The 23,606-nt window shown below is 62.0% G+C and carries 23 protein-coding genes and 3 pseudogenes; 18 read left to right on the plus strand and 8 right to left on the minus strand.

From position 1 onward, the window contains the following. Positions 1 to 32 precede the first annotated feature (32 nt). Positions 33 to 977, plus strand: coding sequence for a LysR family transcriptional regulator (locus ASF84_RS14095; protein ID WP_056839364.1), 945 nt, complete (start codon positions 33 to 35; stop codon positions 975 to 977). Positions 978 to 1,125: 148 nt separating this feature from the next. On the opposite strand, the gene ASF84_RS14100 is transcribed toward ASF84_RS14095, so the two are convergent. After that, positions 1,126 to 1,734 (minus strand): dTMP kinase, encoded by a 609-nt coding sequence (locus ASF84_RS14100; protein ID WP_056839366.1) that lies wholly within the window; start codon positions 1,732 to 1,734, stop codon positions 1,126 to 1,128. A gap of 223 nt (positions 1,735 to 1,957) precedes the next feature. Here ASF84_RS14100 and ASF84_RS14105 point away from each other — a divergent pair, with 223 nt between their 5' ends. Then, on the plus strand, positions 1,958 to 2,374 hold the full coding sequence (locus ASF84_RS14105) for a GNAT family N-acetyltransferase (RefSeq protein WP_201783678.1): 417 nt from the start codon (positions 1,958 to 1,960) through the stop codon (positions 2,372 to 2,374). A gap of 23 nt (positions 2,375 to 2,397) precedes the next feature. Here ASF84_RS14105 and ASF84_RS14110 read toward each other — a convergent pair whose 3' ends face one another. Further along, the gene (locus ASF84_RS14110; protein WP_056839370.1) at positions 2,398 to 3,360 is read right to left on the minus strand and encodes a DMT family transporter; all 963 of its coding nucleotides are present in this window, start codon (positions 3,358 to 3,360) and stop codon (positions 2,398 to 2,400) included. 28 nt (positions 3,361 to 3,388) lie between these two features. On the opposite strand from ASF84_RS14110, the gene ASF84_RS14115 reads away from it, so the two are divergent. Then, positions 3,389 to 4,195, plus strand: coding sequence for a LysR substrate-binding domain-containing protein (locus ASF84_RS14115; RefSeq protein ID WP_056839372.1), 807 nt, complete (start codon positions 3,389 to 3,391; stop codon positions 4,193 to 4,195). A 20-nt stretch (positions 4,196 to 4,215) separates the two neighbouring features. Here ASF84_RS14115 and ASF84_RS14120 read toward each other — a convergent pair whose 3' ends face one another. Next, positions 4,216 to 5,190 carry an AraC family transcriptional regulator gene (locus ASF84_RS14120; protein WP_056839374.1) on the minus strand — a complete coding sequence of 325 codons (975 nt, stop codon included), beginning with the start codon at positions 5,188 to 5,190 and terminating at the stop codon, positions 4,216 to 4,218. Between the two features lie 243 nt (positions 5,191 to 5,433). Here ASF84_RS14120 and ASF84_RS14125 point away from each other — a divergent pair, with 243 nt between their 5' ends. The 7 genes and pseudogenes from ASF84_RS14125 to ASF84_RS29730 all read left to right on the plus strand — a co-directional run. After that, the gene (locus ASF84_RS14125) at positions 5,434 to 5,967 is read left to right on the plus strand and encodes a 2,4'-dihydroxyacetophenone dioxygenase family protein (protein ID WP_056839376.1); all 534 of its coding nucleotides are present in this window, start codon (positions 5,434 to 5,436) and stop codon (positions 5,965 to 5,967) included. Between the two features lie 23 nt (positions 5,968 to 5,990). Continuing rightward, complete coding sequence (locus ASF84_RS14130) at positions 5,991 to 7,241, plus strand: MFS transporter (RefSeq protein WP_056839378.1); 1,251 nt, start codon at positions 5,991 to 5,993, stop codon at positions 7,239 to 7,241. A gap of 88 nt (positions 7,242 to 7,329) precedes the next feature. After that, the gene (locus ASF84_RS14135) at positions 7,330 to 8,598 is read left to right on the plus strand and encodes a carbohydrate porin (protein ID WP_082481584.1); all 1,269 of its coding nucleotides are present in this window, start codon (positions 7,330 to 7,332) and stop codon (positions 8,596 to 8,598) included. 48 nt (positions 8,599 to 8,646) lie between these two features. Next, complete coding sequence (locus ASF84_RS14140) at positions 8,647 to 9,372, plus strand: SDR family NAD(P)-dependent oxidoreductase (protein ID WP_056839380.1); 726 nt, start codon at positions 8,647 to 8,649, stop codon at positions 9,370 to 9,372. A gap of 177 nt (positions 9,373 to 9,549) precedes the next feature. Next, the gene (locus tag ASF84_RS14145; RefSeq protein ID WP_056839383.1) at positions 9,550 to 9,963 is read left to right on the plus strand and encodes a YybH family protein; all 414 of its coding nucleotides are present in this window, start codon (positions 9,550 to 9,552) and stop codon (positions 9,961 to 9,963) included. A 194-nt stretch (positions 9,964 to 10,157) separates the two neighbouring features. After that, the gene (locus tag ASF84_RS14150) at positions 10,158 to 10,445 is read left to right on the plus strand and encodes a c-type cytochrome (RefSeq protein WP_056839385.1); all 288 of its coding nucleotides are present in this window, start codon (positions 10,158 to 10,160) and stop codon (positions 10,443 to 10,445) included. Between the two features lie 394 nt (positions 10,446 to 10,839). Further along, positions 10,840 to 11,028: pseudogene (locus tag ASF84_RS29730) on the plus strand (di-heme oxidoredictase family protein); the annotation flags it as partial. Positions 11,029 to 11,264: 236 nt separating this feature from the next. Here ASF84_RS29730 and ASF84_RS14160 read toward each other — a convergent pair. From ASF84_RS14160 to ASF84_RS14180, 5 genes are all read right to left on the minus strand, one after another. After that, positions 11,265 to 13,253 carry a TonB-dependent receptor gene (locus tag ASF84_RS14160; RefSeq protein ID WP_056840147.1) on the minus strand — a complete coding sequence of 663 codons (1,989 nt, stop codon included), beginning with the start codon at positions 13,251 to 13,253 and terminating at the stop codon, positions 11,265 to 11,267. A gap of 221 nt (positions 13,254 to 13,474) precedes the next feature. Beyond that, on the minus strand, positions 13,475 to 15,634 hold the full coding sequence (locus ASF84_RS14165) for a TonB-dependent receptor (protein ID WP_056839390.1): 2,160 nt from the start codon (positions 15,632 to 15,634) through the stop codon (positions 13,475 to 13,477). A gap of 67 nt (positions 15,635 to 15,701) precedes the next feature. Further along, on the minus strand, positions 15,702 to 16,109 hold the full coding sequence (locus ASF84_RS14170; RefSeq protein WP_056839392.1) for a DUF2946 family protein: 408 nt from the start codon (positions 16,107 to 16,109) through the stop codon (positions 15,702 to 15,704). Positions 16,110 to 16,123: 14 nt separating this feature from the next. Then, on the minus strand, positions 16,124 to 16,693 hold the full coding sequence (locus tag ASF84_RS14175; protein ID WP_056839394.1) for a putative natural product biosynthesis protein: 570 nt from the start codon (positions 16,691 to 16,693) through the stop codon (positions 16,124 to 16,126). Positions 16,694 to 16,815: 122 nt separating this feature from the next. After that, a complete protein-coding gene (locus tag ASF84_RS14180; protein WP_056839396.1) occupies positions 16,816 to 17,196 on the minus strand; it encodes a DUF2946 domain-containing protein in 381 nt (126 codons plus the stop codon). 312 nt (positions 17,197 to 17,508) lie between these two features. On the opposite strand from ASF84_RS14180, the gene ASF84_RS14185 reads away from it, so the two are divergent. From ASF84_RS14185 to ASF84_RS14220, 8 genes and pseudogenes are all read left to right on the plus strand, one after another. After that, positions 17,509 to 18,345: a DMT family transporter gene (locus tag ASF84_RS14185; RefSeq protein WP_056840148.1), complete on the plus strand. Its 837-nt coding sequence runs from the start codon at positions 17,509 to 17,511 to the stop codon at positions 18,343 to 18,345. Positions 18,346 to 18,612: 267 nt separating this feature from the next. Beyond that, entirely contained in the window at positions 18,613 to 18,981 is a 369-nt protein-coding gene (locus tag ASF84_RS14190; protein ID WP_056839398.1) for a histone-like nucleoid-structuring protein, MvaT/MvaU family, read from the plus strand. 380 nt (positions 18,982 to 19,361) lie between these two features. After that, a pseudogene (locus ASF84_RS14195) lies at positions 19,362 to 19,933 on the plus strand (alpha/beta fold hydrolase); the annotation flags it as partial. Between the two features lie 286 nt (positions 19,934 to 20,219). Continuing rightward, entirely contained in the window at positions 20,220 to 20,498 is a 279-nt protein-coding gene (locus tag ASF84_RS14200) for a hypothetical protein (protein WP_056839401.1), read from the plus strand. An 87-nt stretch (positions 20,499 to 20,585) separates the two neighbouring features. After that, positions 20,586 to 21,094, plus strand: a pseudogene (locus tag ASF84_RS14205) (ferritin-like domain-containing protein). A 64-nt stretch (positions 21,095 to 21,158) separates the two neighbouring features. Next, complete coding sequence (locus tag ASF84_RS14210; protein ID WP_056839403.1) at positions 21,159 to 22,004, plus strand: SRPBCC family protein; 846 nt, start codon at positions 21,159 to 21,161, stop codon at positions 22,002 to 22,004. Beyond that, positions 22,004 to 23,173, plus strand: a complete 1,170-nt coding sequence (locus ASF84_RS14215; protein ID WP_056839405.1) for a zinc-dependent alcohol dehydrogenase — start codon at positions 22,004 to 22,006, stop codon at positions 23,171 to 23,173. The genes ASF84_RS14210 and ASF84_RS14215 overlap by 1 nt, the downstream gene beginning before the upstream one ends. Positions 23,174 to 23,211: 38 nt before the next feature. Then, on the plus strand, positions 23,212 to 23,463 hold the full coding sequence (locus tag ASF84_RS14220; RefSeq protein ID WP_056839408.1) for a metallothionein: 252 nt from the start codon (positions 23,212 to 23,214) through the stop codon (positions 23,461 to 23,463). Positions 23,464 to 23,606 lie beyond the last annotated feature (143 nt).

Below are 23,606 nucleotides of genomic sequence, written 5' to 3' on the forward strand. Positions count from 1 at the left end.
GCTCTGCGCACCCTTTACCACGAACCGGCCCGATGACCCAGATTCCTGCTGCCAACGTAATCCACAGTCGCCTGCGCCTGCGCCAACTGCGCCTGATGCTCTCTCTGCAGGAGCTGGGCTCCTTGCGCCGGGCGGCCGACCATATCGGCATGACCCAGCCGGCGGCCACCAAGATGCTGCACGAGGCCGAAGACCTGCTGGGCGTCGAGCTGTTCGAACGCCTGCCGCGTGGCATGCGCCCTACGCCGTTCGGCGAGACAGTGATTTATTACGCACGCATGGTGTTCGCCGAGCTGACCGGCATGCGCGAAGAACTGGTGGCCCTGGAATCAGGCAACCTGGGCCGGGTCGCGGTGGGCGCCATTCCGGCGCTGGCCTCAGGTCTGTTGACGCGTACCATTGCCAACCTCAAATCCAGCCACCCGCGGCTGTCGATGAGCATCCAGGTCGACACCAGCGACGTGCTGGTCCAGGCCCTGTTACAGGATCAGCTGGACGTAGTGCTGGGCCGCATCCCCAGCGGCGCACGGGCCGAAGAGCTGATTTTCGACAGCCTGGGCGAAGAAGAGCTGTGCGTGATCGCCGGTGCCGGGCATCCACTGGCAAACGCTGACAGCCTGAGCTGGGCCGAGCTGCAAAACATGACCTGGGTGCTGCAACAACACCCCAGCCCCATGCGCTCGATCATCAATCAGGTGTTCCACAATGCCCGCGTGGACATTCCGGCGAGCATCGTCGAAACCACCTCGATCATGACCCTGTTGTCGCTGATCCAGCAGACCGACATGCTCGGCGTTACCCCGGTGTCCGTGGTCGAGGACTACCCCGGCCGTGACCTGCTCGCCATCCTGCCGATCAACTTCGAGGCCCGCCTGCCGCCGTATGGCCTGATCACCCGTCGCCACCGTATCCAGTCATCGGCCATGCAGGCGTTTATCCAGTCGGTCAAGGCCGAGCAGGCGCTGACGAAGCGCTGAGCATCCAGCGCCCCGGTAGGAGCGCGCTTGCCCGCGACCGAGTGCGCAGCGCTCGCAAAATCTGTGAAACGCTGAAATTTTACGACTGCTAACGCAGCCGGTCGCGGGCAAGCGCGCTCCTACACGTGCCCGGTGGCTGCCGTGGGTTTCAGAGCAATCCCTGGATCTCGGCCACCACCTGCCGGGTCGCCGCTTCAATTGTTCCGTCGTTACGGCACAGCACCCAGCCCTGATCGGCCGCCGCGCGTTCGAACGCCTCGGTGCAGGCGACATGCTCCTCCAGGCGGTGGATCACCGTACTGCTCAGCCCGCGCGAGCGGGCCGCGGCCCTGGTCCATGAGGTTTCGGGCGCAGTCACCACACCCACATGCAAGTCGGGCACCTGTACGTTGCGATCCATATTCAGCCGCAGGATCTCGGCAAACGGCACCAACCGCCGAAAGGCGGCGTCCGACGGGTACCAGCGATCAATCAGGACGATGCTGCCAGGCGGCTGCCGAGGAAGCACGTGCCCGGATATCCAGGCCCGGCTTTGGGCCAGGCGCTCACACACCGCCCATTCCAGGTCGGCGTCCGGCGCCCGGGCAAGCCGGTTGACGAGGGCCATGGTTTCACTCCGGCAAGGATCGTTTTTCTTCTCGCACAACCGGATCACTTTCTTGCCGTCGGCCCTGAGTACCCGGGTGACGGCTTCCAGCAGCGTGGTCTTGCCGGTGCCCTTGGGGCCGTCCAGGGCGATGAACAGCGGACGGCTCATGGCCGGGCTAATGATGGATGGATGGCTGTTGCAACGCTTGCAGGGTGCAGGTGCATCGTGTTTCCTTCTGTGAAGCGGCAGTCATGGCCCACAGGTTAAAGCATCTGGCCGTGGAGCGAACACCGCGCTGCAGACCAGCCATTGAGGTCGAGCAGTGGCTGCCGTATAAATAAACGCCCGCTCCTTACTCCTCCTTGAGATCCTTTCTGTCCTGGTGACCGCATTGACTGTTTATTCATCCCTGCTGAAGCTGCCCTCCGTTGAAACCTACCAGGCACTTCGCATTGGCTCCGGCCTCAGCGCCAAGACGGATGACGCCGCGATACGGGGCTTGCCCAACACGCTCTTTGCTGTGCAGATTCTGTATGGGTCGATGCCCGTGGGCATGGGCCGGGTCATCGGCGACGGTGGGTGCTTCTTTCAAGTGGTGGACATTGCCGTGCTTGTCGAGCATCAAGGCAAGGGGCTGGGCAAGCGCATCATGAGTGAAATCATGCACTACATCGAAACCCACGTGCCTGAAAGCGGCTACGTCAGCCTTATCGCCGATGGCCAGGCCCAGGATCTCTATGCACAGTTTGGTTTCGTGCACACCGCCCCTCGCTCCGTCGGCATGGCCTACAAAAGACCCCAGGCCTGAGCGGACCGGTCAATAATGAGCGGTCATGCCGGCATGGCCGCCACACGCCGGGCACTGAGCATGCGCCGAACCGCCAGCGCGGCGCCCATGAGCACGGCCACCAGCCCGGCGGCCTCCATGAGCGTTGGCAGACGGGCGTGAAAGACCAGCCCCAGTACAGCGGCGAACACCGACTCCAGCGAAATCAACTGCCCGGAAAGAACCATTGGCAACCGTTGCGTGGCCGCGTTCCAGGCCCAGGCGCCGATTACCGACGACATCAGCGCGATGACCAGCGCCCAAGCGTACAAAGGTCCCGCCATGCCCAGACCGAAGCCTTTTCCGGCAAGGTCAAGCAGGCCGAGCGCCTGGACAACGGGTATCAGGCACAAGGCACCAAGCCCGGCGCCCGCCATCATCAACGCGGTCCACAGCCCCGTCGCCGCAGCGGGCAGTTGCTCCAGGGCGCTCTGATTCAACACGCTGAAGGCCAGCCACAAGGCTACGGCTAACGCAGAAAAAAACAGCCCCGCCCACCGGTCCGTCTGACCGGCGTGTGGCAGCGCCATGCTGCTGATGGTTGCAAGCAGAAGCCCGAGCGTTATCAGCGTCAATGGCAAGGCAAGGCGTTGCCAGGGCACAGTCCGGTCTCGGGCATTGCCGATCAGGGCGACAAGCACGGGCACCAATCCTACGAAGGCGGCCGTCAGCACGGGCCCTCCGAAAATCACGCCGGCGGCAATGCAACTGCTGTACCCCAAGTAGCCGATGATGCCCAGCCCGGCGGCAAGCCACTGCCGAACGCGTGGCACCAGACGTCGCTGCGCGCGGCACAGGGTCACGCCGACCAGGCCCAGGGCACCCGCGATCAGAAACCGGATGAGCGTCAGGTCGTAAATGCTGTAGGGCCCGGTGACATAAGGGGCGATGAAGTTGAAGGCCCACGCCAGCGTCGCCAGCACAGCGAGCAGTACCCCGACGATGATTGTCGAGCGGTCAGGTGTCATGAGTGGGTGTCCAAAAGAGAGTGCACTCATGTTGCCGGCTGCCGTCAGCCGGCAGATTCGCGACCTTGAGCAAGACCTGGGCGTAAAACTCTTTACCCGCCGTAATCGGGCAGTGTTCCTGACCGAGCAAGGGCAGGAATTGAGCCAGGTGGTGAGTGCGGCCTTGGGCAGTATCAGTGACGGCGCCGTGGCCCTTCGCACCTCGCATCGCACGCAGCGTGTCGTTTTCCTGTGCCAGTTATGCGAGGCTTTCTACTGGCTGATGCCGCGCCTCTCCACGTTCCGGGACCAGCACGCCGGCATCGAGGTGCAAGTGGTGACCTCGACCCGGCCTGTCGCCGAATTCAACGAGCCCTTCGATGTGGCCTTGCAGACCACCGGACGCGCCAGCGGCGTGCATCCACGGGTCTTTACCGCTGCCGATGAAGTCTTTCCGGTGTGCAGCCCCGACTACCTGGCAACCGGCACCTTGCCCGGCCTTGAAGCCCTGCCGGCGCACATGCTTTTGCATTATCACGCCACGCCTGCTGATTTCATGACCTGGAATGGCTGGCTGCAGACATTTGGACAGGCGCCCGTAACCTCTCAGCGAACCATCGTGTTCGACAGCTACCCGCTGATGCTGCAGGCGGCAATCGAAGGACATGGCATTGCCCTGGGATGGCGTCGAACCGCGGCGAGGCTGATCAAGACCGGTGCGCTGGTTCAGCCTTGCGCAGAGCGCATTGCCTTGCCCGATGCCATTTCTGTCTACACCGCTCACGGCGCTGACAAGCGCGTCGACGTCCAGACGCTGCTGGCGTGGCTTGAGGCTCAGTTGCTCATGGACACATGAAGTCCTGTTGCAGCGCACCTCTACGCCCGCCCGGCCTCTCCCTGCGCCCGCACCTGGCTGGGCGTGCGCCCGTAATGCGCCTTGAAGGCCCTGGCAAAATGCGCCTGGCTACTGAAGCCGTGCTGGTAGGCGATCTCGGCGATGTCCAGCCCTTGGCCTTTGCTCAGCCGCCGGAACGCCCCTTCCAGACGTTTCTCCAGAATAAAGCGCTGCGGCTGAGTATCTTCCAGGGCAAACAGACGGGTCAGCTGGCGTGTGGAAACGCCAGTCTGGGCCGCCACCCGTTCACAAGTCAGGGTCGGGTCGGCCAGTTGCTCCAGGATGCAACGCTTGGCCGTCAGCAGGTAGGACGCGCTGAGTGAGTTGATACGACGGTTGCCTACCTGGCCGGCGATGACCGTACCCAATAGCTCCAGGGCATCGTCCTGGTAGCGGTCGGCCCCTTGCCTGAGCGGCTGCCCGAAATACCCTTCGGTACGCTCGATCAACGTGCGCAACAGTAAACGCCGGGTGCCGGTGTCGGCGCTGATTTTCAAGGCGTTGTCGAAGCGGCGCAGACACCGGGCGGCAAAGACCTCTTGGGGAATATCGAAGATGAACTTGTGCATCGGCCCGGTGAAGCCAAACAAGTACGGCTTGTCGGTGCGGTACACCATCATTTCGCCAGGTTCGAGTAAGTGACACTGGCCGTTCTGGAAGAAAAACGAACTACGGCCCAATACCAGGGAAACGAACACCGACGCTTTCGGCACCGTGCGGATCATCGACACATCGCGTTCGATGACATGTTGATTGCCTGCAATGTGCGCGACCCGCAATCGGTCCAGGTTCAGGTTGTCTTGTCTCGCACTGAACCCGCTTTCACTGAAGGACGAACACTTCAGGCCCACCAGCGTCGAGGTGTTGTAGTGCTCCCAGAAGGCCAGGCGCTGATCGGGGGGCAGATCGTCGGTGCTCGCACGCCGGGTGTCGAGCAAGGAGGCGGCTGTGGTCATTTTCTTATTCTCGTTTTATTGACGGCCTCGTCCGTGCGCCAGTCGTGTATCGGGCCTGCAAGGCGCAATTAACCCCTCGCCCGGGTTAGCTGTCAATCGACATCGAAAATAAAAACATCAGGATAGCGGCGCCCGGAATATCCGTCCGATACGAACAACAATGGCGTCCGTTTCGATCAAACCGTCCTGTCTTGCAAACCCTAGAGTGTCCCGGCCATCAACCACAATGATCAGAGGCCGAACATGCCCGAATTAGCCCGCAATGAATTCTGGAAAGACCTGCAGCCCATCGCCAACGCCTTGATGCCCGATGCCAAGCCCGAGGTTTACCTGCCCAATGCCGCCAGTGATGACCTGCGCCTCTATGTGCCCTTCACCGAGACGGTGTCTTCGCGCCCGCTGTGGATCTCGCCCAGTGAAAACCGCTGGTGCGACATTCTGATGTCCAGCCAGGCAGGGCTGGTCAACCGTCACTATCACCCGCATGAAGTGTTCGCCTACACCCTGTCAGGCAAGTGGGGCTACCTGGAGCACGACTGGACCGCCACGGCAGGCGACTTCGTCTACGAGACGCCCGGCGAGGGCCATACCCTGGTGGCGTACGAGCATGACGAACCCATGCGCGTGTTCTTCATCGTCAAGGGACCGCTGATCTGGCTCGACGAACACGGCGAGTCCACCGGTTATTTCGATGTGCACTCCTACATTGCCCTGTGCCGTGAACACTACGAAAAGGTCGGCCTGGGGGCTGACACCGTGGACCGTCTGTTCCGTTAAACCCTTGCGTGCGGAGAATCACCATGGCTCAAAACAATAATAAAGCCAGTTATGAAAACACCCTGTTAAGTGTGTTGTTCCTGACCTTCGGGTTTGTGTTTTTTGATCGTCTGGCCCTGTCCTTTCTGTTTCCGTTCATGGCTGACGAACTCAAGTTGAGCAACACCCACCTGGGCATGCTGTCTTCGGTGCTGGCGCTGGCCTGGGCGGTGTCCGGCGCGCTGGTGGGGGCCTGGTCGGACCGGCGAGGGGTGCGCAAGCCGCTGCTGATCGTGGCGGTGATTCTGTTCTCCCTGTGCTCGGCGCTATCCGGGCTGGTGTCGGGCTTTCTCAGCCTGCTGCTGTTTCGCGGCATCATGGGCCTGGCCGAAGGGCCGATCCTGCCCTTGTCGCAGTCATTGATGGTCGAAGCATCATCACCGCACCGGCGGGGCCTGAACATGGGTCTGCTGCAGGGGTCGGCAGCCGGCCTGCTGGGCGCGGTGATCGGCCCGCCGGTGCTGATTGCCCTGGCCGAAGCCTATGGCTGGCGTCATGCGTTCATTGTGTCGCTGTTGCCCGGCCTGCTGATCGCCTGGCTCATCTGGCGCTATGTGCGCAAAGACGAACCGCGTCAGGCACCGGTGCCGGGTGCCGCTGCCCGGGTCAATCGCCTCGCCCTGCTGAAAAGCCGCAATATCGTGCTGTGCATGTTGATCAGCTGCGTGTTCCTGACCTGGTTCGTGATCCTGATCTCCTTTACCCCGACCTTTCTGGTCAGTGTGCGCGGCTACAGCGCGCCGAGCATGGGCGCGATCATGAGCTGCCTCGGCGCGGCCTGGGTCATCTGGGGCTTCGTGGTGCCCAGCGTGTCCGATCGCATCGGCCGGCGCCCGACCCTGGTGTTGTTCTCGCTGGTCGCCGCCTGTTGTCCGGTGGCGCTGCTGTATGCGCCCTCCTCCTTGGTACTGGGCATTTTGATGGTGCTGACCTACACAGGGCTGGGCTGCTTCACGCTGTTCATGGCCACCATTCCGGCCGAGACCGTGCCGCGCGAAGTCATGGCCACGGCGCTGGGCATGATCATGGGCGTGGGCGAACTGATCGGCGGGTTCGTGGCGCCGACCATGGCCGGGTTTGCCGCCGACCGGTTCGGGCTATCGATCGTCATGTGGATTTCCTGCGGTGGCGCCTTGCTGGCGGCCGGCCTGTCGCTGTTTCTCAAGGAAACCGCGCCCGCCGTGTTGCAACGACAGGCCCGGGCCTCGTCGGTTGCGCAGGGCCAGTCACTGTAAGCCCTGCATAAGGCGGGGTGCACGGTCCGGCACCGACACCTCGCACGCCCCCTTGCTCACTACAACAACAATAAATGAGTTCTCGATCATGATCCCAGTCAATCGTTTGTGCGCCCTGTTGCTCGTGGTATCCGCTACCTCGCCGGTGTTGGCCCAGGACCTTGAAGGTCCGCTGGCCGGCCTGGGTGAGCAACTGGCCAGCCAGGGCATCAAGCCCCATGTGCTGCTCACCAATATTTCGATGAAGAACCTCGACACTGGCACTCGCCCTCACAGCTTCGGCAACAGCGGCAACCTGTACCTCGGCGCAGACATCAACCTGGGCACGCTTGCAGGCATTGAAGGTGCCGCACTGCACTTTGAGCAAACCGTGTTCATCCTCGACAACGGCACCGGCCAGCCGACGGCCAACCACTGGCAAGGCGCTGCCGGCAGCTACTTCGCTGGCGCCCCGCTGCACAACGACATCGCCAGCAACCAGTTGAGCCTGCTGACGTTCGAGCAAAAGGCATTCGACGGCCAGCTCGACCTGCATATCGGCCGCACCAACGCCCGGCGGTATTTCTACATCTATAACTGTGAATCGGCACTGACCTGCAACGACCCGATCCTGGATGCCTCGAGCGGCGTACTGCCGCCGCCCTTTGGTGCCTGGGGCGGTTATATGAAGTATCAACCGAGCCCCAGCCTGTACGTGCATGCCGGTGCCTTCGAGTCCAACCCGGTGGATTACCTGAAAAAGCGCAAGGGCCTGGACTTCAGCACCGACGATGCCAGCGGCACGAGCTTTCTAGTAGGCATTGGCAGCAAGCCGGGCGATGCCACCACCCAGTACGAACTCAACGCCTACTTCAACTCCGCCCGGCAGTTCGATCCGCTGACCGGTGACAACGAACACGGCACCGCCGGCGGCTTCTTCAAGTTTCGCCAGACGCTGTGGCGTGGTGGCCAGCAAGGGCTGCAAGCCTTCGGCTCGTTGTCGGCGGCGGCCGATAAGAAACAACCATTCAGCCACTTCGCCGAGGCCGGCCTGACCTACCTCGCGCCGTTTGACCGGCCGCAGGACAAGCTCAACGTCAAGGCCAGCTACCTGCAGGTCAATTCGCACCAGCTGCAGTTCCAGCAACGCCTGCGCACGGCCGCCGGTGGCGACCCCGAGCTAGGTGAGCGCAACGTCTATGCCCTGGAAGCCAACGGCCATTTCGCCCTGACGCGCGACTTGTCCATCGAGCCCAGCGTGCAATACGTGATCAACCCGGACAACTACTACAACCCAGGCGCTGCGCAACTGAGCAACGACGGCTTTGTAGTGGGCGTGCAATTTGCGCTGGACATAGGCTCGGTACTGGGCCTGTAAACCGTTCGTCCCAACGACTTTTTCTGACCCCATGAGGCAATGACAAGCATGTTTATCAGCACTCTGTTTGCAGGCAAGGTCGCGCTCGTCAGCGGCGGCACCTCCGGCATCGGCCAGGCGACCGCCGAGTACCTGGCCCGACATGGCGCACGCGTAATAGCCATCGGGCTGGGTGCCGAGGCCACCGTGGTGGCCGATGATGTGCAACTGGACCTGCGTGAAGTGAATGTCACCGACGATGAAGCGCTCAAGCGCGTGATCCAGAGCCTGGACCGGCTCGATATCCTGGTGCCGGCCGCCGGCGGAACGCTGGGTGACAAGGAGATGGAGTGGGAGGCCTTCAACCAGGTGCTGTCGGTGCAACTGGGCGCGGTCTACCGCCTGATCAACCTGGCGCACCCGTTGCTGGCCCGCCAAGGCGGCTCGATCATTAACATCGCCTCGATGTTTTCCTACTTTGGCGGCGGCAAACTGGTGGCATATTCGGCGGCCAAGGGCGGTATCGTGCAGCTCACCAAGTCGTTGGCCGAGGCCTATGCCCCGGATCATATCCGGGTCAATGCCGTGGCACCCGGCTGGATCACCACCCCGCTGCTGGCGAAAATCGACGACCAGCCACGGATTGACCGCCTGCTGTCGCGCACGCCCATGCAGCGCTTCGGCAGTGCCGCAGAGGTGGCCAAGGTGATTGCCTTTCTGGCATCCGATGCCGCTTCGTTCGTCAACGGCGTGGTGCTGCCGGTGGATGGGGGGTATCTGACGACGGCTATCTGAGTTGCGCTTTTACGCATCTTGATGCAGATTGAGGCCATGAACAGTTACCGCTTGTTACGCACTCATTCAATTATGGCCTTCTCCGGATAGAGGACGGCCTGTGCATGAAATGCCAAACCCCGCCTCGACAGCGGGGTTTTTCATTTCCGCTGTCCGGGCCTGATCAGGAGAGCCACAGTGGACGCATTGACCCAACACCTCAAGGAGACTATCCAGGCAGCCGACCGCGCCATTACTTCCGAGCGCTTCGACGACCTGATGACGTTCTATACCCGCGATGCAAGTCTGGTCGTCAAGCCAGGCCTGACCGTTACCGGTAAAGACAGCATACGCCGGGCATTTGTGGCCATTTCCGAACATTTCAACCACAGCATCGTGGTGACCCAGGGCAAGATGCAGGTCATCCCGGCGGGTGATACAGCCCTGGTGATCATGGAGACCCTGTTACAAGCCACTGACACGTCGGGAGCAAAAACCGAGATCACGCGCCGGGCGACCTATGTATTCAGGTACATCGAGCAGCAATGGCTGTGCGCCGTGGATAACTCGTATGGCACCACGCTGCTGGATGAAGCATTCGAGCTGCCGTAAGCATGCGCAAGCGCCTATGGCTCACGGCGCCTGGAGCCGTTGTTGCTGGCCTTCACGCGACACCCCGCCGCACCGGTGCCTTCGCGCCTGATACAAGCCTGCACCTTGCAGCGGTGTGGCCGGGCGTCGCAGTTGAGTGAGGCGGCACGCCTTCTTAACCTGTAGCGCCGCGACACTCAGGCCACGCCCTCGTGATGAAACCCTTCGTTTTGCTTGCATTACTCAACGGTCTGGCCGGCGCGGTGCAGGCCGCGCAACCCCCTCAGGAAATCTTTGATCGTACCTGCAGCCTGTGCCACAACGGCCAGTCCACTGCCCCGCGCACAGGCGATGCCGAGGCGTGGCAGCCCCGCCTGGCGCAGGGCATGGACACGCTGGTGCTGCATGTGACCGAAGGCTACAACGGCATGCCGCCGCGCGGATTGTGCATGGACTGCACGGCCGAGGACTTCAAGGCCGTGATCACCCTGATGTCGGACTAACACTTGAATTGCCCCCCGGTAGGAGCGCGCTTGCCCGCGACCGGCTGCGTTAGCAGTCGCAAATTTGCAGCGTTTCGCAGATTCACAGCCGTAAATTTGTAACGTTTCGCAGATTCACAGCCGTAAATTTTCAGCGTTTCGCAGATTCGCAGATTCACAGCCGTAAATTTTCAGCGTTTCGCAGATTTTGCGAGCGCTAGCGCACTCGGTCGCGGGCAAGCGCGCTCCTACACCGCGCAATGCAAGGACAATGCTCATGAATAACGGCCTCAGGGGCGTGCCGGGGATGCTGGGGGCCGCTGTGAAGCGCCTGATCAGCTGGCCGTGGTGGACTCCGGCGAAGAGCGCGCAGGCGGCGGTACCACCGTCATGCGCACCGATGCCGATGCGTTTTCCATGCTGGGGCATCGGGCTGACGCAGACCGTCAACGGCCATACCCGCTTTCTGCACGACGGCCGCGCCCGCAACCTGCTGTAGGCGATCCTCTGGCACGGCGGCGAAGCGCAGCCTGCCCGGGAGAAGGTCCAGGCCATGCCACACGAAAGCCGCGAGGCCTTGCTGGATTTTCTGCAATCGCTTTAGCCGGGTGCCGCCGGCCCAACACCGGCACGCCACCAACACCCGACTGTCGTAGGAGCGCGCTTGCCCGCGACCGGCTGCGCAGCAGTCGTAAATTTGTAGCGTTTCACAGATTTACAGCCGTAAATTTGCAGTTTTTCACAGGTTTACAGCCGTAAATTTGCAGCGTTTCGCAGATTTTGCGAGCGCTACGCACTCGGTCGCGGGCAAGCGCGCTCCTACCATCAGACCGCGCGGCCCTAGAAATCCAGGGTCAGGCCGACGTATACCGCGCGGCCATCGCCTGCCGCATGCAGTGACTGGCGCACGCCGGCGGTGTCGTCGTACCAGGCGTATTCGTAGTAGCAATCGGTGATGTTCCTGGCCTGCACATCGACACTGAGCTGCGGGGTCAACGGGTAGGTCGCGCCCAGGTTGAGCAGCGCGTAGTCGCCGAACCTGCCGGTGCTGTTGGTGCGTTCCAGGTAGTAGTCGCTCTGGCCGTTGGCCCAGGCCGACAGTTGCAGCCTGGGGGTGGCTTGCCAGGTGGTGCCGGCGGCATACAGGTGATGGGGTACGTGGTCCATTTCCTGGCCTTCGCTGGCCGGCAGGTTGGGGTTGGGCTTGAGGATTTCCGAGAACTGCCGCGAATACGACAGCCACAGGCGGGTGTCCGTGGTGGGGTAAAGATTGACCTGCACATCCCAGCCCTTGCGCAGGGTCTGGCCGACGTTCTCGGCATCGCCTACCGCATCGTTGAGCTTGCGCTGCACTTCGTCCGAGGCTTTCTGCTGCCAATAGGCAATACGGCCGTCGATCCAGGCGGCCGGGCGAAACTTCAGCCCGGCCTCCCAGCCGTCGTTGATCGAGGGCTTGAGGTCATCCTGCTGGCTGGCCAGGCGATAAGCAGCCGAGCCCACGCCCACCTGGTAACTGCGCCCCCAGTTGGCATACAGGCTGGCCTGCTCCCACGGCGACCAGACCACGCTGATCTTTGGTTGGCGAATCAGTCCGTAGTCGTTGACCCCGGCGTGCTCGCCACTCAGGTCATTGCGGTAGCCGCCGTACAGCTTGTCGACGCGCAGGGCCGGGATGATCTTCAGCGACTCGACCGGCTCGATGACCGCCTGCACATAGACGCCATAGATATTCAGATCGAAGGTCTGGTCGCGGGTCTGCGCCGTGCGGCTGCGCAACAGCGTGCGATAGCGCAGGCTCTGGTTTTCCTGGCGCTGCACCTCGGCGCCGCCTTCCAGGGCAAACCCGTGCAGGAAGTCGACCTGCGGGCGCCAGGTCAGGCTGCTCAGGGCGCCATACTGGGTTTCGTCGCTGTAGCGTTCCTGTTGTGCCGAGGTGCGCCAGTACTGGGTCCAGCGCCGATCCTCGAAAGTGTTGACGTACGCCTTGCCGGCCCAGCTCAGATCGTCGCTGAGGCTGGCGTCCAGGTGCAGGCTGAGCTGGTTCATTTCGCGCTCACCGGTGTCAGTGGCGTTGTTGGCGTAGGACTGGCGCGGCCGGTCGTGGCTGTCGCGGCGGCTCAGGTAACCGGCTTCGTCGGCATCGACCGTGTAGTGCCGGGCAATCAACCCGGCGCGCCATGATGCGTCGTCGGCGGTGTAGAACCACTTGCCGGCAAAGCTCAGGCGCTCGGCGTCGGCATGCTGGCGGTAGCCTTCGCTGCCCTGGTAGCTCAGGGCGTAGTTCTGGCTCCAGTTGCCTGATTCCAGGCCTTTGACCAGTTGCACCTCGCGGGTGTCGAAGCTGCCGTAGCGCAATCGCAACGTGCCGCCGTTGCCGCCCTGGCGCGTGTTGATCGTGGCGTTGCCGGCGATGTTATGCAGCCCATAGCGTGGGTCGTTGGTGCCGCGTACCACCTCGATGCTGTCGATTTCCAGCGGAAACACCATGTCGATGAACGGCATGTTGCCGTCGTTGGTGTTGCTCGGGATGCCGTCGATCAGCAGCTTGACGGCATTGACCTCGCCCTCGCCGTTGAAGCCGCGAAACGACAGCTTGCCCGAGGTGGTGCCTTGGTTGAATTGGGTGAGCATTACCCCCGGCACCCGGTTGAACAACTCCCAGCTGTATTGCACCGGCTGCTGTTGCAGCAGGTCGGCGCCGACCACATCCACCGAACTGAGAATGTTGCGGCTGGCCAGCGGTCCGCTCGGGTCGCCGCTGACGGTCACGGCGCCGAGGGTGACGACCGAGCCTTCGCGGGCCAGGGCCTGGCTGAGCGGCGTTATCATGAACAGACAGCCCAGGACCGCCGGCCCGGCCGAAACGCTGATCGATGGCCAGTGGCGGCCCGGCGGCGGGGTGTAAATGTGCTTATGCATAATGAATTCCTTGGCAAAACCTGCGTTGCACGCGCGGCCAGGCGGGCCGCACGTCAACGCCATTAATGTGTTCAGGTCACAGGACAAGGCACGCCGTCAGGCGCAGCCTTGAACCGGTCAGTTCGAGAGGCTCAGAAACGCAGGTGCATAGACAGGTCCAGGCTGCGCGGCTCGCCCATGTAGTACTGGCTGGCGTAGGCCTGCCTGGCGTACAGCTCATCGGTCAGGTTGCGTACCCGCGCAGTGATGGCGGTGTGTGCGTTGAGCCGGTAACGTGCAAAGGCGCCCCAGAGGGTGTACGACGGCGCCTTGAGGGTGTTGGCGTTGTCGGCGTACACCGAGGCCACGTAGCGCCCGTCGGCGCCCACTTGCCAGTCATCTGCCAGGCGGTAGGTCAGCCAGAGGTTGGCCACGCTGTCGGGCACATTGGTCGGGGTATTGCCCTTGCGCGACACGGACACCCCGTCCACGGCCTCGTTGAACCGGTCGTATTGCGCATCGACCCAGGTGTAGTTGGCTTCGGCCAGCAGGCGTGGCGTCACTTGCAGCTTGCCGGCCAGTTCGATGCCCTGTGAGGTCTGTTGCCCGGCCTGCACGGTCAGGTTGGGATTGACCGAGTCACGCACGGCAAAGTCGCGCCGCACGATCTGGTACAACGCTGCCGTGGCCGAGGCCCGGCCATCAAGAAAGTCGAACTTGCTGCCGATTTCCCACTGCTCGCCCTTGGACAGGTCGAACAGGCCGACATTGGAATACGTGGCCGAGGCCAGCGACCCGGCCGGCAGATCGGCACTGGTGCTGTATTGCACGTAGGCATTGGCGCTCGGGCTGAAGGCATACAGCAGCCCGACCCGGCCGCTGAGCGGCTCCCAGCGGCGCTCGAACCAGGCCGGGCTGGTGGCCGAGACCGTGCCGTAATTGCTCACTTCCATGTCCAAGTGGTCGTACCGCAAGCCGGTGAGCAAGGCCAGGCGCTCGGTCAGTTCCAGGCGGTTTTCAATGAACAGCGCCTGGGTGGTGATTTCGTGCCTGCGCTGTTTTTTCAGGCCATTGCCCATTCCCGGCAGGTCGTGGAAACGCCCCGCATCGAAATGATCCGGGTCCACGGTGTCGGACGTCGACCCGTTGGTGGGGTACAGGTCCTGGCGCATGACCGAGTAATCGAGCCCCGCCGCCCACTGGCTGCGCCGTCCGAACAGACCCTGCTCGTGCTGCACTTCCAGGCGATTGCCCAAGACGGTCTGTGCATGCCGCTGCAAATAGGCGCCGGAGCGGATCACCTGCGAATTGTCAGCGTTGTAGCGGTAGTTCTCCAGGTTGCGGTAATCGCGCTGGACGTCGTAGTGGTACAGGGTGTTCTGCAGGCGCGTGTCAGCCGCCAATTGATAGTCGATGATCGAGCGCAACCAGCGCACGCGTTGCTCGTAGCGCCCGTCGTCGACGTTGTAGTTTTCAAACCGGCGCTGTTTGTCGATTCTCATGCTGCGACCGACCGGGTTGAGGATTGGCGAGCCCCAATAGGGGTTGTCTTCCTTGTCTTCCAGATATTCCAGCGCCAGGGTGTGACTGAGGTCCGGGGTCAGGTCGCTGAGCAACGAGGCCGCGAAACTGTCGGTTTGCCGGGTATTGCGGTCGATGTAGCCATTGTCGCGGCCGCGGCTGAAATCCATGCGCAGGAAATGCCGGGGCTCGGTCGCAGGATCGCCCAGCGCCTGATTGAAGCCTGCGGCTATTTCCGAATCATCGAAACGGCCATAGCGCACGCGCCCTTCAAGTTGTTGCGTCTCACGACCGGCCAGCTTGCTGATCGTGTTGATTGATCCGCCGACGGCACCGGCGCCATACAGAAAGCTCGAGGGCCCGCCGATCAGTTCGATACGCTCGACCAGCCAGGCGTCGATCGGGCGCGTGGCGCTGCTGTAGCCCAGGTTGATGCCGTTATACAGCTGGGTGATCTGGTTCTGGGTAAAGCCGCGGTAGGACACGAAGCCGCCGTAGCCGGGGTTGGCCGAGGCATTGATCCCGGTCATGGCATTGATCACCTCGTGGGTGTCCCGGGCGCCACGCGCCTCGATCACGGCGCGGTCGACCACGCTTACCGACGCCGGTGTTTCACGCACGTTCAGGCCCAGGCGCGAGCCGGTCTTTACGGGTTGATCCAGGCTCAGGCCCGAAGGTTGCTCCTGGGTAGCTTCAATGCTCAGGGGGTCGAGCTGCAGCGCTGCCTCCTGTGCCCACGCGACATTGCAGGCGCCCAGCAGCAGCGCCGTAGCGGCGTTTCTTTTATTCATGAACAACGACTTCCACGCAGTAAATGTGACGCTGTTTCCGGCTGCGACAAGGCGCAGGCTGACGGACTCAGACGGTTGGGGTCACAGCGGGAATAGGCACGGGTGGCGCGCGGGGGTTGCGCGAGGGCCACAGGTCACGCGGTGGCGGCTGGGCCCAACTGCGCACGACAATCGGTGCGTTCGCGCCCAGAAAGACCGCGTGCAATCCCCAACCCAGCGAGTTCAGGGCCAGGGCCATGCCGGAGGTCGAACACAATGGGCAGGACAGCTGTGCGGCGGCCTTCTGGAGATGATCGGCGCCACTGCCCTGCCCCAGGCCGGCGCCACTGTCCATCGAGCAGTAACCGCCGTCGAGCCCGCTGAGCGCCAGCCCCGCCATTTGCCCATGGTGCAGGCTGTACGCGAACAGACTGAACAGCACGCTGGCGTAGAGCATCCATGCCATCAGTGAGCGGTCGGTCCGGGACAGGTTCATGATCGGTTCCTGGCTCAACCCGGCACCGGCAGCCAACGCCGGAATCCGCCCTGGCCCTTGCCGCTGAGCGGGCTCCAGGAAAATACCCAAGGCGGTGGTGGCAGGTTTTCGTGCGGCCAGGCCATGGTTGGCTGCATCCCCGGCTTCCATTCCACCACCACATCGGCCATCGGTTGCCAGGCCAGTAGCAGGCCACGCGCCTGAGACACATCGGCGGTCACCCACAGCGCCGCAGCCGCCACCATGAAGGCCTCGACATGCTCCTCGGTAACCCGCGCCTTGTACGGCGAACCCAGCAACCAGCGGCACACGCTGATGTAATAGGTCCAGTCCAGGGCCGGGTGATGACGATAGGCCCAGGTCATGAAGCGACGAAACAGTTCAAGCCCTTCCGGCGGGTCAAGCTTGAGCAAGCCAGGGCAGACGTCGAACAAGGTGTGCCAGTACGGTAACAGGCGCGCATCCAGGTTGACGAAACTGCGGGCATTGCAGGGGTAATCGGGAAACGGCAGCCGGGCATCGACCTTGTGCGCCGGGCGCGCAAGGGCTTCCAGCAGGGCCGGCCCCGTCAGGGTACGAGACATTGTGTGCTCCTCAATTCAGATAGCCTGCGGCAGGCCCGTGCCGCCTGTGCAGGGCGACCCGGGATTACCGTCAGCGTTCGCCGGCAGGCAAAGGCCTGCCCAACGCTAAAGCGCAAGCCGTATCAGAAAGGAGAAGCTCGAGGATTGGCCGAAGGCCAGCAGTAACGTGGCGGTGCCTGGCTGCGCACCTCGCGCATCACGGCCGGGCGGTTGGCGCGTGCCAGCAGCCAGGCAACAGCGATGAGAAACACCAGAACCAGCAGGCTCGCCGAGCCCATCGGGCACGTGAACAAGTTGCCCCAGTCGGCAGCGCTCAGGGCGCTATCCTGTTGATCGCTCAAGGCCGAAGCATTACTGCCCAGGCTGCAATAGCTGCCACCGATGCCATTGAGGGCCATGCCGAGGGCCTGCCCATGACCTATACCGCACGACAGCACATTGAATAGCACGCAAAAATACAGTGCCATTACGATGGAGGTGCGGTGGGTAGGTGACTTTTTCATGGGCGGCGACTTTAGCACCTAAAGCCGCCCGCTTGAAGGGAGGCGCCCTGGCCGCACGGCCTGCGACCGACTGCCACACCCCTTGCCCGCCGGTTCCTGCGCAAGGCCTGCCTGCCAGGGGGGTGGACAGATTGTCGCAGTGCATCTATGCGCTTTAGTGCCTTTACCGTGGCGCGGCCTGCTTGAAGCCCTATGCTCAGGCTGGACGGGCTGAACGCCAATCCATCACCCATCCGACCCGACCCCGTGGAGGAATAATAAGTGAACCCGAGTTCCAGCCTGATCGCCCCCTTGAGCAAACAGCACCGGCTGATGCTGCTGACGGCGCTTGCCATGCTCGCCTTTGCAGCCAATTCGTTACTGTGCCGGGTGGCCCTGCGCGGCGAGGCCATCGACCCGGTGGCCTTTACCCTTGTGCGCCTGTTGAGCGGGGCGCTGGCGTTGTGGTTGATTTCCAGCCTGCGCACAAAAACCGAAAGCATGCAGGGCAACTGGAAAGGTGCGTTATCGCTGTTTGTCTATGCCTTGGGGTTTGCCTACGCCTACGTGCAGCTCGACACCGGCACCGGCGCCCTGCTGTTGTTTGGCGCTGTGCAGATGACGATCGTCGGCTATGGACTGTTCCGGGGCGAGCGCCTGTCGGTCCCCGCCGTCGCCGGATTGCTGATCGCGTCTGCCGGCCTGGTCGCGCTGCTGCTGCCAGGCAGCAGCGCCCCGCCCCTCATCAGCTCAATGATCATGATCATCGCCGGGATGGCCTGGGGCATTTATTCGATTCTGGGAAAGGGGGCATCAAGCCCGCTGGGTTCAACGACGGGCAACTTCATGCTGGCCATTCCCGCCATTGTGCTTGTTGCGCTGCTGCAGGCCGATGAGATCCGGATGACGCTGGCCGGTGTCATTGCAGCGCTGGTCTCCGGTGCCATTGCCTCCGGGATCGGGTACGCCCTCTGGTACAGGGTGATGCCCAGGCTCGGTTCATTCCAGGCGGCCTCGGTGCAGCTCAGTGTTCCGGTGTTGGCGTCTGTCGGCGGCTTGATATTCCTGGGCGAAAGCCTCTCGCTGCGGCTGGTGCTGGCGTCGTGCGCCGTGCTTGTGGGGATTACCCTGGTGTTGATGTCACGGCGTGCGCAAGTGCGGTCCAATTAAAAGACTTAACGCATTGGCAAGCGCCTTTACTCTTCGCAGGCGCAGTGTCCGCACCGGTCTTCTTTCAATGGCCCATCCGTGCGCACAAGGCGGTAACTTTCAATGCCCCGGTTTCGCAGCCGTCTGCCAGATTCAAAGGCGGGGTCCTGCAATGACAGCGCCGCTGAAAAGTGTAATGGCAAGATATTCATAATTAAGTGCAACTCATATCCCGGCCACCGGTCATAGTAATTAACCCCGTTAATCTTCCCCCTGCATGGAGCTCCAATGTCTAAACTTGCTGAATTCCGCCAACTTGAACGTCACCTTGCCGAGCAACTCGCTGCACTGGAGGCCATGAAAGGCGACAAGGGTCTTGAACAAGAAATCGAGTTTGAGACCAAATTGCGTGCCTTGTTGGGCGACTACAACAAGAGCCTCAAGGACATTATCTCGGTCCTGGATCCACGCCTGGCTGCCAAGCCCGGTCGCCCTGCACCGGCCCCGGAAAAAGCGCCGCGCAAGCCTCGCTCGGTCAAGGTATACAAGAACCCGCATACCGGTGAAGTGGTCGAGACCAAGGGTGGCAATCACAAGACCCTGAAAGAGTGGAAGTCCGAGCACGGTTCGGACACCGTTGAGTCGTGGCTGTCCTGACCGGATCTGGCTGTGACGGACAAGGGCCCCAAGGGGCCCTTTTTCGTGCAGGCAGGAAAAGCGTCTGCCCTGCGTCTATGGCTGTATATTCATACAGCTATCTTGAACCCCCCCGTAATCTTGACACTTTTTCCAGGCCTGACCTTTTTTCAAAATGCTATTGCACGCCCCCGCCCTTCCCGCAAGCCCAGTGTTCATTGGGTCATGCGCCTTTTGCGCTGAAGATCAGGTGCTGAACCGCATGAGCAAGCAGGAAAATCAGGCAACCACCCGGTAACTGTATATAAATACAGTTACCGAGTGGTTTCCTGCCCAAGGCCATCGCTCCTCTTATATCCCTCTCGCGCCGCCTTCTCTGACCTCATCGCCTTAATTATGATGTCATCCGGGCGCTGGGCTTCGACAAGGTCGACCTGCTGGGGTTTTCACTGGGGGCTTCGTGGCCCAGGAAATAGCGCTGAGCGCGCCGGACCTGGTGCGCCGGCTGGTGCTCACCGGTACAGGGCCGGCGGGTGGCGCAGGCATCGACTGTGTCTGGTCGGTGAGCTGGCCTTTGATGCTCAAGGGGTTATTCACGTCGCGTGATCCAAAGGCCTACCTGTTTTTCACCTCAACAGCCAATGGACAGCAAGCTGCCAGGCATTTTCTGCAACGCTTGAAAGAACGCAGGACGGACCGCGACAAGCCCGCCACGCCCATCGCGTTCTGGCGTCAATTACAGGCTATCGTCGCCTGGGGCCGACAGCCGCCCCATTCTCTGGACCGGATAAGGATTCCCACACTGATTGCCAACGGCGATAACGACATCATGGTCCCTACGGCGCACTCTGCTGATCTGGCCAGGCGCATTGCGAACTCACATTTGATCATTTACGAAGATGCCGGGCATGGCGGTATTTTTCAGCACCATGCTCGCTTCGTGGCAAGCGTGACGGCGTTTCTGGATGCCTGAGCATGACAACTGTCGATAACGATGATGGGGTGATCGATACCCCCCTTCACCTGCCAGACAACAAACCAAAGCCAATAGATCCCGAGGCTGTGTCGAATACGGACCCTGTTGCCCTGCAACCCGATTCGATGCCCGCCATCGTCTGGCGCACATTGATGTTGGAGCCATAGCCCGGAGTCTGTAATGTTCCGGTATGTAAAGTCCCACTCAAGAGATCAGGATGCACCCTCGCCGAATAAGCCGCGATAAAGAACCCAGCCGCAACGTTCATCTAAGGCTCAAGAAAATGGATGCCTGGGTGAATGGCAGTTATCTGATGACGGCTGTGCTATTGGCTCTGGTGGGCGGGGGCAAACTGCTCATGCTGGTGATCTTTATCTACCCCTGCATCAGCCTGGTTTATTTCGTTGTTCGCTACCGCTACCTGAAAAGCCTGTCGACCGAACAGGCACGGTCTATCTTCCCCTACAGCCATGAGTACGTGGGTGCCGCGGTGTCGGCGTTCATTTTGTCTCTTGCGCTGATCTCCTGTGCCATGGGCTTGTACAACTACATTATTAAATAACCGTTCATCAGGCCCCACCTGTCAGACAGGGAACCTCAAGCGGCGCGATTTTTTCTATCGAAAACATCACCGACGGAGGATTGAATCATGGCAACGGTTCAGGAAAACCTGCTCGACTGGCTGCGTGACGCGCATGCGATGGAACAGCAGGCGGAAAAATGCTCAAGGCGCAATCCGAGCGCCTCGAAAACTACCCCGTACTCAAGCAGCGCATCGTTCAACACATCGAGGAAACCCGCGGGCAGCGCGAATTGCTCGAGGGATGCCTCAACCGGCTGGGCAGCAGTCCTTCGACACTCAAGGACATCGGCGGCAAGTTGATGGCCTTCGGCCAAGCCGTCGGCGGCATGACCATGAGCGACGAAGTGGTCAAGGGCGCCATGAGCGGCTATGTGTTCGAAAACATTGAGATCGCCATGTACACCGTGTTGATCGAAGCCGCCCGCCTGGCCGGCGACACTGAAACACGTCGCGCCTGCGAACAGATCCTGCCGCAGGAAATCGCCATGGCCGACTGGCTCAGAGAGCATCTGCCGCAGATCACGGCAGCCTTCCTGCAACGCTCGGAAAATCCCCACGCTCAAGCCAAGCGCTGATGGCTCGTCGCTGTCAGGGCCCATGCAGGCCGGGCGGCGGCGTCGACAACTCAAGGAGATTGATATGCCTGAACATCCTCTGGTAGCGACTCACACCGATCACCACAACGGTCCGCGTGGCGCGATGACGCCGGCCGAGCGCCGGCTGTCAGTGGGCGGCGGCGCTGCGCTGCTGCTGCACGGCTGGTACAAGGGTGGCCTGAGCGGTGCCTTGCAAGTGGCGGCAGGCGCCTATGCGGTGTTTCGTGGTGCAACGGGGCATTGCGCGTTAAAGCAAGCGCTGACGCCCACGCCTTTCGAGCAGCGCTTCAGTGTCGAGCATGACTGGCCCGTCAGTGAAGCCATCATGCGCAGCATTACCATCAACCGGCCGCTGGATGAAGTGCGTGAATTCATCCAGGCCGAAAAAAATGTCGGTCCCCTGCTGCGCTGGGTCGACCGGGTTGAAGAAACAGGTCCCGATACTACGCGCTGGACCCTGCGCGCCCCCGCAGGGCGCCAGGTGCGGTGCACGCTCACCCGCACGGCCTCGACACAAGACGCGCATACCCTGCAATGGAAGACGCCGGATGGTTCACCCTGGCAACACGTGGTCTCGGTCGCGTTGGCGCCTGCACCGGCAGGGCGCGGTACGCAGCTCAAGGCGGTGGTTATCTGCAAGCCCACCCTGGGGACGCTGGGCTATGGCCTGGCGCGTGCGATTGGCCTGTTTACCGACAAAGCCCTGCTCAATGCGTTGCGGGCGATCAAGCAGCAACTGGAAACCGGTGAGGTCACCACTAACCGCCTGCGCCCCGATGACGACCGCGACTTCTTCTATGTCCATGGCACCCCGGAGACCGGGGTGGCGCCAGACAAGGACGAGCCCGCCGTAAAAACCGGCGTAGCCATTGAAAAGGGGGTGGTCTGATGCGCGCACTGACCTGGCAAGGGCCCAATAAACTGCAGGTCGACAACGTGGCCGACCCTTCGATACTCAACCCGCGCGATGCGATCATTCGCGTCACGCTCTCTTCCGTGTGCGGCTCGGACCTGCACCTGCTGGGCGGCTACGTGCCAGCCATGAAGCCTGGCGACATCATCGGCCATGAATTCATGGGCGAAATCGTCGAGGTTGGCCCAGGCGTCACGGGCCTGGGCAAAGGCGACAAGGTGATCAGCATTTCGATCATCGGTTGCGGCCACTGCGATCCGTGCCAGCGCAACGATTTTTCCTGTTGCGACAACTCCAACCCCAACCCGTCGGTCACGGACCTGGCCTACGGGCAGCCGTGCTGCGGCATCCTGGGCTACAGCCACGCCTTCGGCGGTTATCCGGGCAGCCATGCGACCTATATCCGCGTGCCGTATGCCGACACCAACCTGTTCAAGGTGCCCGAAGGCGTCAGCGACGAACAGGCCCTGTTCGTCTCCGATGCCGCGCCCACTGGCTATTTTGCCGCCGACATCGCCGACATCCAGCCCGGCGATACCGTGGCGGTCTGGGGCTGCGGCGGTGTGGGGCAAATGGCGATCCGCAGCGCCTACCTGCTGGGCGCTGAACGCGTCATTGCCATCGACCGCTACCCTGACCGGCTGAAACTGGCCCAAGAGCGCGGCAACGCCATCGTCATCAATTATGAACACACCAATGTGCACGAGGCCTTGCTGGAGCTGACCGGTGGCCGCGGGCCGGATCGCTGCATCGACTGCGTGGGCATGGAAGCTCATGGCACCGAAATCGACCATGCCTACGACAAGGCCAAACAGATGCTGAGGCTGCACACCGAACGCGGCACCGTGCTGCGCCAGGCCATACGGGCCTGTCGTAAAGGCGGCACGGTTTCGGTGATCGGTGTCTACGGCGGGTTGCTGGATAAGTTTCCCATGGGTGCCATCGTCAACAAGGCACTGACCCTCAAGTCCGGTCAGCAGCCCGGCCAGCGCTATGCCCGTACGCTGTTCGAACACATCCAGAAAGGCGAACTGGACCCTTCGTACCTGCTGACCCACCCGATGAGCCTGGAAGATGCACCCGAAGGCTACCGATTGTTCAAGGAGAAAAACGACCAGTGCCTGCGTGCCGTATTCAAACCCTGATGCCTCGCGCCAAGAGGCCATGAAGTAAGGAGAGCGTTATGTCAGCTACCACGACAGAACTTTGCGCATGCCCGGGCTGCACCTGCTCGGTGAATGCCCACGCCCCCGTAGAGCGGGACGGCAAGACCTGGTGCAGCGAGGCCTGTGCCGACCATCACCCCAATGGTGCGCCCTGCCCGTCCGATAATTGCCATTGCGAACAGGCCTTGGAAAAACGCACGGTCAGCGACAGGCAACTGGACGAAGCGGTGGAAGAAACCTTCCCGGCGAGCGATCCGATCTCGCCGTAATCCCAGCGGGCGTTGTGGCGCCGGGAAGTATCAGCTTCTCGCGCCGCAAGGCCTGGAGCGCGCTTGCCGGGATGCCGGAATGCTGCGACCGAGTGCGCAGCGCTCGCAAAATTTGCCAGACGCCACAAATGCTGAGCTGTGGA

The organism is Pseudomonas sp. Leaf127 (genome assembly GCF_001423155.1).
Taxonomy (GTDB): Bacteria; Pseudomonadota; Gammaproteobacteria; order Pseudomonadales; family Pseudomonadaceae; genus Aquipseudomonas; species Aquipseudomonas ovata.